This window comes from Sphingopyxis sp. CR5 (assembly GCF_059693785.1).
The window spans coordinates 35,442-47,399 of sequence record NZ_JCATIE010000016.1; the positions used below are offsets into that span (position 1 = coordinate 35,442).

General features: G+C 66.0%; 12 protein-coding genes. 6 read left to right on the forward strand and 6 right to left on the reverse strand.

Features of this window, described 5'->3' with window-relative positions:
- Window positions 1-18: 18 nt before the first annotated feature.
- The 3 genes from AC58D2_RS19360 (at window position 19) to AC58D2_RS19370 (ending at window position 969) form a co-directional block, all read left to right on the forward strand.
- Window positions 19-438, forward strand: coding sequence for a DUF3035 domain-containing protein (locus AC58D2_RS19360; protein ID WP_497392681.1), 420 nt, complete (start codon window positions 19-21; stop codon window positions 436-438).
- A gap of 65 nt (window positions 439-503) precedes the next feature.
- Window positions 504-722, forward strand: a complete 219-nt coding sequence (relB, locus tag AC58D2_RS19365; protein ID WP_497392682.1) for a type II toxin-antitoxin system RelB family antitoxin — start codon at window positions 504-506, stop codon at window positions 720-722.
- Entirely contained in the window at window positions 706-969 is a 264-nt protein-coding gene (locus AC58D2_RS19370; RefSeq protein WP_497392683.1) for a type II toxin-antitoxin system RelE family toxin, read from the forward strand. Before relB ends, AC58D2_RS19370 begins: the two co-directional genes overlap by 17 nt.
- Here the strand turns inward: AC58D2_RS19370 and AC58D2_RS19375 are convergent.
- Both AC58D2_RS19375 and dxs read right to left on the reverse strand, forming a co-directional pair.
- A complete protein-coding gene (locus AC58D2_RS19375) occupies window positions 966-1,373 on the reverse strand; it encodes a hypothetical protein (protein ID WP_497392684.1) in 408 nt (135 codons plus the stop codon). The genes AC58D2_RS19370 and AC58D2_RS19375 overlap by 4 nt on opposite strands.
- Window positions 1,370-3,298 (reverse strand): 1-deoxy-D-xylulose-5-phosphate synthase, encoded by a 1,929-nt coding sequence (gene dxs / locus AC58D2_RS19380; RefSeq protein ID WP_497392685.1) that lies wholly within the window; start codon window positions 3,296-3,298, stop codon window positions 1,370-1,372. The genes AC58D2_RS19375 and dxs overlap by 4 nt, the downstream gene beginning before the upstream one ends.
- A 114-nt stretch (window positions 3,299-3,412) precedes the next feature.
- On the opposite strand from dxs, the gene AC58D2_RS19385 reads away from it, so the two are divergent.
- Window positions 3,413-4,204, forward strand: coding sequence for an exodeoxyribonuclease III (locus AC58D2_RS19385; protein WP_497392686.1), 792 nt, complete (start codon window positions 3,413-3,415; stop codon window positions 4,202-4,204).
- Window positions 4,201-5,274 carry a GTP cyclohydrolase II gene (ribA, locus tag AC58D2_RS19390; protein WP_497392687.1) on the forward strand — a complete coding sequence of 358 codons (1,074 nt, stop codon included), beginning with the start codon at window positions 4,201-4,203 and terminating at the stop codon, window positions 5,272-5,274. The genes AC58D2_RS19385 and ribA overlap by 4 nt, the downstream gene beginning before the upstream one ends.
- Before the next feature lie 101 nt (window positions 5,275-5,375).
- Here ribA and AC58D2_RS19395 read toward each other — a convergent pair whose 3' ends face one another.
- From AC58D2_RS19395 to AC58D2_RS19410, 4 genes are all read right to left on the reverse strand, one after another.
- Window positions 5,376-6,182, reverse strand: coding sequence for a LytR/AlgR family response regulator transcription factor (locus tag AC58D2_RS19395; protein ID WP_497392688.1), 807 nt, complete (start codon window positions 6,180-6,182; stop codon window positions 5,376-5,378).
- Window positions 6,179-7,303: a sensor histidine kinase gene (locus tag AC58D2_RS19400; RefSeq protein WP_497392689.1), complete on the reverse strand. Its 1,125-nt coding sequence runs from the start codon at window positions 7,301-7,303 to the stop codon at window positions 6,179-6,181. The genes AC58D2_RS19395 and AC58D2_RS19400 overlap by 4 nt, the downstream gene beginning before the upstream one ends.
- Before the next feature lie 62 nt (window positions 7,304-7,365).
- A complete protein-coding gene (locus tag AC58D2_RS19405) occupies window positions 7,366-7,884 on the reverse strand; it encodes a winged helix-turn-helix transcriptional regulator (RefSeq protein ID WP_497392690.1) in 519 nt (172 codons plus the stop codon).
- 59 nt (window positions 7,885-7,943) lie between these two features.
- Window positions 7,944-9,176 carry a glycosyltransferase gene (locus tag AC58D2_RS19410; RefSeq protein WP_497392691.1) on the reverse strand — a complete coding sequence of 411 codons (1,233 nt, stop codon included), beginning with the start codon at window positions 9,174-9,176 and terminating at the stop codon, window positions 7,944-7,946.
- 161 nt (window positions 9,177-9,337) lie between these two features.
- Between AC58D2_RS19410 and AC58D2_RS19415 the strand changes: the two genes are divergently transcribed.
- Window positions 9,338-11,431: a RelA/SpoT family protein gene (locus AC58D2_RS19415; protein WP_497392692.1), complete on the forward strand. Its 2,094-nt coding sequence runs from the start codon at window positions 9,338-9,340 to the stop codon at window positions 11,429-11,431.
- Window positions 11,432-11,958: the final 527 nt, after the last annotated feature.

Consider the following 11,958-nt stretch of genomic DNA (forward strand, 5'->3'; position numbering starts at 1 on the left):
TATCAGGAGAGATTTTCAGTGAACCGGACCACCCTCATCCTTGCCAGCGCCCTGACCGCGACGACGTTGTCGGCGTGCGGCTCGAACAGCCTGTTCAGCCGCGACCGGCCCGACGAATTTGCGGTGACGCGCCAGGCGCCGCTCGTCGTGCCCCCAGATTTCGCGCTGGTTCCGCCGGCGCCGGGGGCCGCGCGCACCGGCGGCGAAACCGCGGCCGAGCAGACGCTGCGCGCGCTGTTCGGCGGCGCCGCCCCGCGCAGCGCGAGCGAGACCGAAGTGCTCGACGAGGCCGACAGCGCGCGCGCCGACCCCGGCATCCGCAGCGAAGTCGGCAGCGCCGAGACGCAGGTCGTCGATAAGGGCCTCGTCACCCGCGACATCCTGGCCGCGCCCGAAGGCGACGGCCGCGACGCCAGCGCCGCGATCCCGGGAAGCTGAGCGTTTTACCGCGATCTTGCGAGGCCGGCTCCTCTGCTATACATGTATAGCAAAGGAGTGTCGTTATGCTCGCCATTCGCCTGGACAAGGCCCTCGAAGAGCGGCTGACCGCGGCTGCGAAGAAATCGGGCCGCACCAAGACCGCGCTCGCGCGCAGGGCGATCGAGGAATATATCGACGAGCTCGAAGACATCGCGTTGCTCGAAGCGGCCTTGGCGGACTATGATCCCAGCAAGAATATTTCGATGGAGCAGATGAGGCGGGAACTTGGTCTGGACGCTTGAGGTCTCGGATCAGGCGCGCAAGCAGCTTCGCAAGATCGACATAAAACAGGCGGACCGCATCACCCGCGCGATGACCGACGTCGCCCAATTGGATAATCCCCGCCAGCGCGGCCACGCTCTCGTCGGCGACTACGCCGGGCACTGGCGCTATCGCATCGGCGACTATCGCGTGATCGCGAAGATCGAGGACGGCCGGTTGGTGATCGTCGTCATCGCGGTCGGCCACCGGCGTGAGGTTTATCGTTAGGCCTGTGCTTCCGGCCGGGTTGCAAGCCAACGGGAAAACTGCCGCACCGTCGTCGGCCAGTGCGCATTCCACTCGGGCCAGTATTTCGCGTCGTAGCCGGCCATCTCGCAATAGCGTTCCAGCCAATCCTGCGGCTCCTCGCGGTCGATCGGCAGGTCGTTGACGAAATCATCGTCGGGATGTGGTGTCAGGCCGGGTGCCCAATAGGGAGCCAGTTCGTCCCACAGAAATTCCGCGATGTCCGTCCCCGCGTCTTCGGAAAGCAATGCGACAAATTCCGCGCGTGTCGGGTTCGGGCGTCGTGCTGCGAGCGCCGCTGCGTCGCGCTTCCATTTTCGGCCGAACCAGAACCAGATCAGGACATAGAGCGCGATACAACCGGCTGCAAACCACCAGCCACTCACGCCCGCGCGCCCGCTTCCTCGACCCCTGCGCTGTTGTGGCGGAGCGCCTTCAACACGCATTCGACGATCTGCGGGGCGTTGAGCCCGGCGGCGTCATATTGCGCGTCGGGCTTGTCCTGGTCCTGGAAGACGTCGGGCAGGCGCATCGTGCGCAGTTTCAACCCCGCGTCGATCAGCCCGGCGTCGCTGGCCAGCGTCAGCACATGCGCGCCGAGTCCGCCGATGCTGGCTTCCTCGATCGTCACGCACACCTCGTGGTTACCCAGCGTCTTGCGGATCAGTTCCTCGTCGAGCGGCTTGGCGAAGCGCAGGTCGATCACGCTGGTCGACAGGCCGCGCGCTTCGAGCGTATCGGCGGCCTTGAGCGCCTCGGCGAGCCGGGTGCCGAGCGACAGGATCGCCACGGTCTTGCCCTGTCGCACGATGCGGCCCTTGCCGATTGCCAGCTTTTCGGGAACCTCCGGCAACGCGACGCCGGTGCCGCCGCCGCGCGGATAACGAAAGGCGATCGGGCCGTCGTCATATTCGGCCGCCGTATAGGTCATGTGAACGAGTTCGGCCTCGTCGGCGGCCGCCATCACCACCATGTTCGGCAGGGTGGCGAGATAGGTGACGTCGAAGCTGCCGGCATGGGTCGACCCGTCGGCGCCGACGAGCCCGGCGCGGTCGATCGCAAAGCGCACCGGAAGGTTCTGGATCGCGACGTCGTGGACGACCTGGTCGTAGGCGCGCTGGAGGAAGGTCGAATAGATCGCCGCGAACGGCCGCATCCCCTGCGCCGCGAGCCCCGCGGCAAAGGTTACCGCATGCTGTTCGGCGATGCCGACGTCGAACGCCCTGTCCGGGTGCGCCCGGGCGAATTTGTCGACCCCGGTGCCCGACGGCATCGCCGCGGTAATCGCGACGATGCGCGGGTCATTGTCGGCGAGTTTGGCGAGCGTTTCGCCAAAGACATTCTGATAGGCGGGCGGCCCGGGGGGCGCCTTTGCCTGCTGGCCGGTGATGACGTCGAATTTCTGGACGCCGTGATATTTGTCCGCGGCGGCTTCGGCGGGGGCATAGCCCTTGCCCTTTTGCGTGACCGCGTGGATCAGGACCGGGCCATGTTCGCTGTCGCGGACATTTTCGAGCACCGGGATCAGATGCTCGAGATTGTGCCCGTCGATCGGCCCCACATAATAGAAGCCCAGCTCTTCGAACAGCGTGCCGCCCATCGCCATGCCGCGTGCATATTCGTCGGTGCGCCGGGCCGCCTTGTGCAGCGGCGGCGGCAGGCGGCGCGCGAAGCGGCGCGCGATCTCGCGCAGTTCGAGGAAGGGGCGCGACGATACCAGCCGCGCGAGATAGGCCGAAAGCCCGCCGACGGGCGGCGCGATCGACATGTCATTGTCGTTCAGGATGACGACCAGCCGGTTGCCCGCCTGACGGGCGTTGTTCATCGCCTCGTACGCCATGCCCGCCGACATCGATCCGTCGCCGATCACCGCGATCGCGCGCCCCGGCTGATTCCGGAGCTTGTTCGCGACCGCGAAGCCGAGCGCGGCGCTGATCGACGTCGAACTGTGCGCGGCGCCGAACGGGTCATATTCGCTCTCGGCGCGCTTGGTGAAGCCCGACAGCCCGCCGCCCTGTCGCAGGGTGCGGATGCGGTCGCGGCGACCGGTGACGATCTTGTGCGGATAGCATTGGTGCCCGACGTCCCAGATCAGCTTGTCGTCGGGCGTATCGAAGACATAGTGGAGTGCGACGGTCAGCTCGACGACCCCGAGCCCCGAGCCGAGGTGCCCGCCCGTCGTCCCGACGGCCGAAATCATCTCGGCCCGCAATTCGTCGGCGAACTGGCGCAGTTGTTCGGGCTTGAGCTTGCGAAGATCGGCGGGGACATCCACCGTGTCGAGCAGCGGCGTAGGCGGTCGATCGGTCATGCCGCCGTCATAAAGCCAAGCCCCCGGATAGTCGAACGAAAAGGATCGTCATCCGGCGCGGCACGGCCGCAGCGGCATTGCGAAGCCCCGTCCGCACCGATAGAGGCAGAGCCCATGACCCGCACCAGCATCGCATCGTGGAACATCAACAGCGTCCGCGCCCGCATCGGCATCGTCGAGAAATTCCTGCGCGAGGAAGCCCCCGACGTGCTGTGCCTCCAGGAAACCAAGGTCGAGTGCGGCCTGTTCCCGAAGCAGATGTTCGAGGCGCTCGGCTATCGCCACATCGTCACGAATGGCCAGCGCATGCACCACGGCGTCGCGATCGTCAGCCGGGTGCCGGTGGCCGACGTGCGAAAATATGACTGGCAGGCGAATGGCGAGGCGCGCCATATCGGCGTGACGCTGCCCTCCGGGGTGCGGCTCGACAATGTCTACATCCCTGCGGGCGGCGACATCCCCGATCGCGAAGTCAATCCCAAGTTCGGGCAGAAACTCGACTTTTTCGGCCGAATGACGGACTGGTCGAGTGCGCTGGAGGAGCCGACGGTGCTGACCGGCGACTTCAACGTCGCGCCGTTGGAAAGCGACGTGTGGAATCACAAGGCGCTGCTTGACGTGGTCAGTCATACGCCGATCGAGGTCGAAACGCTCGGCCGGTTGCAGGCGGCGTCGGACTGGGTCGACCTCGGCCGTCACTTCATCGCCGCGCCGGAGCCGCTCTATACCTGGTGGAGTTACCGGGCGAAGGACTGGCTCGCCTCGAACCGCGGCCGGCGGCTCGACCATATGTGGGTGACGCCCGACCTGAAGCCCCAAGCGATCGCGCACCGGGTGGTTCAGCCGGCGCGCAGCTGGGAACGGCCGTCGGACCATATCCCGCTGGTGACGGAGTTCGCCTTTTGAACGAGGCGGGCGAAGCCGCCGCCGCAAGACGGGCGGCGCGCGCGATCGACGCGCTGCGTCGCGGCTGGCCCCTTCGTATCGAGGGCGCCGACGGATCGCTCGACCTGCTCGCGGTCGAGAGCGCGCGCGACGCGGCGCTCGCCGGGTTCGCTGACGGCGCGGCCGACGTGCTGATTTCGGGCGAGCGCGCGGCGACGCTCAAGCTCACCAACCAGCGGGCGGCGGCGACGCCCGGGCCGGTGCGGATCGAACGGGCGGCGGAGCGTGTCGCCGCGGCGATGGCGATCGCCGACCCCGCGCTCGATCTCGCGAATCCGCTGAAAGGGCCGTTCCGCACCGCCCCGGCCGGCGGCGAGGCGGCGGCCGCGGCGGCGATGACGATGGCGCGCCATGCGGGACTGCTTCCCGCCTTCTTCGTGCGCGCTCCCCGGGGCGAGGCGGAAACGGCGTGCCGCGTCGAGGATGTCGCGGCTCTGCTCGATCCGGCGCGGCTCGAAATCGCGGCGCGTGCGCGCTTGCCGGTCGCGGCCAGCGAGACCGCCGAAATCGTCGCCTTCCGAACGCCCGAGGAGGCATCGGACCACGTCGCGCTGGTGATCGGCAAGCGCGATGCCAACCCGCCGGTGGTGCGGCTGCACAGCGAATGCCTGACCGGCGACGTGCTCGGCAGCCTGAAATGCGATTGCGGGCCGCAACTGCACGCCGCGCTGCACGCGATGGCCGACGCGCCGTGGGGGGTGCTGCTTTATCTGCGGCAGGAGGGGCGTGGGATCGGGCTGGTCAACAAGCTGCGCGCCTATGCGCTACAGGATCAGGGCTATGACACCGTCGACGCCAATCTGCGGCTTGGCTTTCCGATCGAGGCGCGCGATTTCGCGATCGCCGCGCGGATGCTGGACCTGCTGAACGTCCCGCGCATCCGGCTGATGACCAACAACCCGGACAAGGTCGCCCGGCTGGAGAAGGAGGGCGTCGACGTGATCGAACGCATCCCCCTCGCGCTGCCGACGAACCCGCACAACGAGCATTATCTGGCGACGAAGCGGGACAGGACGGGGCATCAGCTCTGAACAGGCGTCGGCCCCGCGAAGGCGGGAGCCGCAGGCAGCCTGGCGCTGAGCCGACAGCGGCCCCCCCGCTTTCGCGGGGGCGACGGTTTTCCCTCTATGCCTTAATGCACGAACCTTGCCACCACGTCGCGGTAGCTGCGGCTGACTTTCACCTGCGCGCCCGATCCGAGCACAAGGAAGCATTCGCCGTTGGTGTGCGGCTTGACCTGCTTGACCTGGCTGAGGTTGACGATCGTCGAGCGATGGACGCGCTGGAAGTTGCGCGGGTCGAGCCGCTTTTCCAGATCCTTCATCGTTTCGCGCAGGATCAGGCTGTTGTCGGCGGTGTAGATGCACATATAGTCGCCGGCCGCGTCGATGCGTTCGATGCTGTCGACGTCGACCCGGAAGATCTGGCCGCGATCCTTGATGTTGATCATCTTTTCATAGCGGTCGGCGGCGGGCGCTTCGGCGGCATGGTCGCTGTCGAACCCCTCGACCGCCTCCGGCGCGACCTCGGCCAGGACGGTCTTGAGCCGCTCGACCTCGGCGGCGCCCCGCTTTTCGGCGAGACGCTGGCGGACACGCTCGAGCGCGTCGGCAAGCCGTTCGGGCTCGACCGGCTTGACCAGATAATCGACCGCCTGCGCCTCGAAAGCGCGGATCGCATGGTCCGAATAGGCGGTGACGAAGACGACGAGCGGCGGTTCGACTTCCATCAATCCCTGGATCACCGAAAAGCCGTCGAACCCCGGCATCTGGATGTCGAGGAAGACAAGGTCGGGCTTGTGCGTCTTGATCTTGCGAATGGCCTCTCGGCCGTTCTGCGCGGTGTCGACCACCTCGACATCGCCATGCGCTTCGAGCCGCAGTTGCAGGCCCTGGGTCGCCAATTTCTCATCATCCACGAGGATGGTTCTGATCGTCATGTCTGTCCGGTTCCAATCGTCGCTTGTCCATCGGGCTGAAACGGAAATTCGACCACGACCGTGAAGCCGCCGTCGCCGCCCGCCTGCGCCTCGAAACGCTGCTGGTCGCCATAAGCCTGCGCCAGCCGGTCTCGGATGTTGGCTAAACCCACACCGGTCGATTCCGTTGCATGCCCCGTGGTGGGGTCGGGGCTGCCCGGTGGCAATCCCGTCCCCGTGTCCGACACGGTAATCCGAACCTTTTCACCGGCCAGCTGTGCCGAAATGGTGATGTCGGCCCCTTCTTCCTGGGGGGTGACGGCATATTTGATCGCATTTTCGATCAGCGGCTGGAGCAAAAGCGACGGCAGGCGTGCACGCGATACCGCAGGGTCGATTTCGAAATGCGGGCGCAGCCGGTCCTCGAACCGCATCTTTTCGATGTCGAGATAGAGTTTCAGCGTCTCGATCTCCTGCGCCAGCGTCACGCGCGCCGTCGGTTCGTTGGCGAGCGTGTAGCGCAGGAACGCGGACAGGCGCGACAGCATCGCGTTCGCGGGCTCGGACTGTTTGAGCAGCACGAGGGTCGAAATGCTGTTGAGCGTATTGAACAGGAAATGCGGATTGAGCTGGTAGCGCAGCATCGCGAGCTGGGCCGAGGCGGCCTGCGCCTCGAGCCGCAACATGCGATCATTCTGTTCCTCGAGTTGCAGGAAATAGTTGATCGCATAATAGAGCGCCGACCAGGCCGCGAGCGAGGTCCCGTCGACATAGACGAGCGCAAGCAGCAGCCCGGTAAAGCCCGATTCGCTGTCGGGCTTCAGGATCTGGAGGAACGAGGCGTCGATGAACGCCCAGATCGCCGTGGCGAGCGCGAGCAGGCCGAAACTGGCGCCCCACATCAGGATCGGGCGGCGATTGATGAGCGCGCGGTAGCAGACCGACAGCAGCAGGGTCAGCGAAAAGCCGGTGATCGCCGAAACGAGAACCGGCAGCAGAAAGTCGAAGCTCTGCCCCCCCGCGAGGCCCGACACGCCGCGCAGGCCGAGCCACGCGACCCAGCCGACGATCTGGAGGTTCCAGAAGGCGCGGACCTTGTTGCCGAAAAAGGGGCCCGGCGAAGAAAGACCGAAAAGCGGCATGGAGGCGGCTTGGCTCGCTATGGCTTATCGTCCCGGCGCGGTACGCCGGTCCTTGCGCGACATCATTCGGCGGCAACCGGCGCCACGTCGGCGGCGCTGCGCTGCCGTGCCTGGCCCAGCGGCTGCAATTCGGACCGATGCTTCCACATCAATTCGCCATAGCCGAGCGCGCGGCCGTCGTGCGCGGTGATCGTGACCGGGCCGATCGGCTGTTCGTCGTCCGCGTCGACGAGCACCGGGGTCGAGGGCACGCCGGCGCCCCATTTTTCGCCCCATTGGCGCAGCGCAATCATCGCGGGAAGCAGCTCGACGCCTTTTTGCGTGAGCTGGTACCGGACCTTGCGCCGGTCCTCGGCCATCACTTCGCGGGCCATGATGCCGTGGTCGACGAGCCGCGACAGCCGGTTCGACAGGATGTTGCGCGCGATGCTGAGTTCCTGCTGGAATTCCTCGAAATGGTGAACGCCGTTGAAGGCGGCGCGCAGGATCATGAACGACCAGCGTTCGCCCATCGCCTCGAGCGCGAGCGGCAGGGCGCAGCTTCCATTCAGGTCGTTGAGCGGTTCGCGTAGCTTGTCCATGCACCAGCACTAAACGATTATCGGCGCCAACGCCAAATTTTTTGACGCTGCGGCATGGCCTAGGCCGCGGTCCGGCACATCGCCGCGAGCCGCGCTTCGAGCAGCCCGAGCTGGCTCTCGCGCCGGAGCTCGGACGGAATGGTCGACCGCGAAGCGATCCCGTCGCCGGCCAGCCGCGCCAGGAAGGCGGCAATCTCGCGCTCGTCGGTCGTCGCGATGCCAAGACCGTGCCGCGCGATCAGGCGCCCCGAGTCCGATTCGGCGTTCGCCAGCGCGATGATCGGCCGGCCCGACCCGACATATTCGAACAGCTTCCCGGGCAGCAGCGTGTCTTCCCACGGATCGGTGCCGACCACCAGGATCGCCGCATCGGCGCGGGCCTGGGCCGCGAGCGCCGCGTCGCGCGACACCCTGCCGCGATCGGCGATGTCGAGAGTCGGGAAATCGGCGGCGATCTGGCGCACGATGTCGGGCTCGGACCCGTAGAAATCGATCGCGACCGGCAGGTCGAGTGCCGCCGCGGCCCGCAGCAGCGGGGTCGCGTCGCGGCGGTCGCCATAGAGGATACCGGTATAGACGAGTCGGAGCCGGCGGGGTTCGGCGACGTAGCGATCGGCGGGGACCGCGGCATCGACGCCGTTCATCACGGTCAACAGCTTGTCGGCGAGTTCGGGATAGGCGGCCCGATATTGCGCGCTCATCCCCTCGCTGACCGCGACGACAAGATCGGCCGAGGACAGCATCGCCCGCTCGTGATGCGCCTCGAACGGTTCGTAGAAAGGGGCCGCCCATTTATAGGGATTGCGCGCCCAGATGTCGCGATTGTCGGCGACGAACAGCGCGCCCGACGCCCGCGCCACCGCGCGCGCCGCGGCATGAAGCGAAAAGGGCAGGGCGGTCGACAGGACGACGTCGGGTGCCGGACCCGTTTCGAGCAGGGCAAGGCCGCGCCGTTTCATGGCGCGGGCGACCGGCCAGACATGGTCCGGCCACGACAGCAACCGCACCCCGGTGCTCAGCCGCTGTGCCAGCGGGCCGCGCTCGGGCCGGAAGCTCGACAGGCGCGTCAGGCGGGTATCGGAGACATAATGGACCTCGAAACCCGACATATCCGCCGCAAAATCCTGCGGAACCGCCGTCGAGGCCCCAGCGACGACGCTGACTTTCCATCCCTGCGCCGCGAAATGGCGCGCCATTGCAACCGGGCGCGACGACCCGACCGCGTTGGCGGGCGGAAACCAATAGGCGAAAAGCATCAGATGCGGGCGCGCATCGTCCGGCGTCGGCCGCACGCCGGGCGGCCGCGAATCAAGAGCATCGGTCCCCATCGGTTTCGGTCCTAGAGCGCGCGACCGATGCTTCCAACCGGCTTTACCAAAGTTGCTAACCTGTCCCGAAGGGCGCACATAACTTTCGCGTTGCAATTGGTGCGCCAGAGCCGACATTAGAGGCGATGCTGAGGCAGTATGAACTTGTCGAGCGCGTCCGCGCTTATGATCCCGACGTCGACGAGGCGTTGCTCAACCGTGCCTATGTCTTCACGGTCCAGAAGCATGGCAGCCAGAAACGCGCGTCGGGCGATCCCTATTTCAGCCATCCGGTCGAAGTGGCCGGAATCCTGACCGATCTTCATCTCGACAGCGAAACGATCGTCACCGCGCTGCTTCACGACACGCTCGAGGATACGCTGACGACCGCCGACGAGATCGAACGCTTGTTCGGTCCCGACGTCACGCGGCTCGTCGACGGGGTGACGAAGCTGTCGAAGATCGAGGCGCAGACCGAAAACGAGCGCGCGGCGGAGAATCTGCGCAAGTTCCTGCTCGCGATGTCGGACGATATCCGCGTGCTGCTGGTCAAGCTGGCCGACCGGCTGCACAATATGCGCACGCTGCATTTCATCCAGAATCCCGACAAGAGGCGGCGCATCGCCAGGGAGACGATGGATATCTATGCCCCGCTCGCCGAGCGGATCGGCATGTACGAATATATGCGCGAGATGCAGCTGCTCGCCTTTCGCGAACTCGAACCCGAAGCCTATGCGACGATCACCGGGCGGCTGGCCAAACTGACCGCCGGGGGCAAGGACAAGGTTGCCGCGATCAGCCGCGAGTTCAAGGAATTGCTCGCCGAAAAGGGTATCGAGGCCGAGGTGTCGGGGCGCGAGAAGCACCCCTATTCGATCTGGCGCAAGATGCAGGAGCGGCACGTCAGCTTCGAACAGGTGACCGACATCATCGCGTTTCGCATTGTCACCCCGACCGAGGCCGATTGCTACGCCGCGCTCGGGGTCATCCACCGCAAGTGGAAAATGGTCCCGGGCCGGTTCAAGGACTATATCTCGACCCCGAAGCGCAACGGCTATGAATCGCTGCACACGACGATCATGCACAACCAGAATATGCGGATCGAGATCCAGATCCGCAGCCGCGCGATGCACGAACGGTCCGAATTCGGCCTTGCCGCACACTGGGCCTACAAGCAGGGGGGCGGCACCCCCGACGGGCAGGCGGGGTGGATTCGCGACCTCATCGAAATCCTGGACCAGACGCACGATCCCGAAGAGCTGCTCGAAAACACGCGCATCGCGATGTACCAGGACCGCATCTTCGCGTTCACGCCGAAGGGCAGCCTGCACCAGTTGCCGAAGGGCGCGACGCCGATCGATTTCGCCTATGCCGTGCATACCGAACTGGGCGACCGCACGGTCGGGGCGAAGATCAACGGCCGGCTGGTACCGCTGCGCACCCAGATCGCGAACGGCGATACGGTCGAGATCCTGTCGTCGGACAAACAGACGCCGCAGCCGGCCTGGCTGGGATTCGCGGTGACGGGCAAGGCGCGGGCGGCGATCCGACGCCATGTGCGTTCGAAGGAGAAGGTCGAACTCGCGGCGCTCGGGCGCAAGATGTACGACGAGATCGTCGCGCGCCTGCCGGGCCGGATCGGCGACAAGGCGCGCGCCGCGGCGATCGAGCGGCTGAAGCTGGACGACGATATCGCGCTCTATGTCGCGATCGGCAAGCGGCACCTGTCCGCCGACGCGGTGATGGAGGCGCTCGTTCCCGGGATCACCGCCGAGATGAAGTCGAAACCGGGCAAGCTGCGCCAGGGGGCGGCGGTGTCGATCGAAGGCCTGACCCCCGGTGTCGCCTACAAGCTCGCCGATTGCTGCCACCCGGTTCCCGGCGACCGGATCGTCGGTCTCGCACGGCCCGACGAAGGGATCGAGGTGCATGTCATCGACTGTCCCAGCCTGGCCGACGGGGTCGATGCCGACTGGATCGACCTGAGGTGGCAGGAAGACAGCGAGGGCGGCAGCGCGCGGCTGTGCGTGGTGATCCGCAACGAGCCCGGGACGCTCGCCGAAATGTCGGGCATCCTTGCCGCCAATTCGGCGAACATCACCAATTTACGCCTGTCGAACCGCGAGGGCGAGTTCCACACCTATGACATCGTCGTCGAGGTGCGCGACGTCCATCATGTGATGCGCATCCTGTCAGCGCTCCGCGCGTCGGACACGGTGGTTCAGGCGGAGCGGCTTTAGGCGGGATAGCGACGTCGCGTTCGGGGTAGGAAGCGGACGTTGCGGTGAATCAAGCCCCTCCCCTTCAGGGGAGGGGTTGGGGTGGGGTCCATCGGCCTCGCGCAAGGCCGATGGACCCCACCCCACTACGACTAGGCAGCAAGCTGCCAAGTCTTCGTTGCCCCTCCCCTGAAGGGGAGGGGCTTGCATCTTGCATGTCCGCAATCGGTCGACCTGTTGCCATTGCGGTCTTCGGCCGTCGCGGGCCGGGTGGCGTCGTCGTTTCAAAGTTCAGTAAAGGTCAGCCTTGTGCGTCCTGTGATCTGGATCTTCGGGTGTGTTCGACGCGCTGGGCACTCTTCCGTTGAAAAAGCCCGATGAAGGCTGGCACAGCGGGATAATGTAGGAAAGCCTTATTTGATGGCGACGGCCGATTTGGGGTGGGGAGCTGCCATTTCCCCGCTTTGTCATTCCCGCGAAAGCGGGAATCCAGCGTGGGGTCAGCCGACGCACGCTCTGGGTCCCCGCTTTCGCGGGGATGACAATGT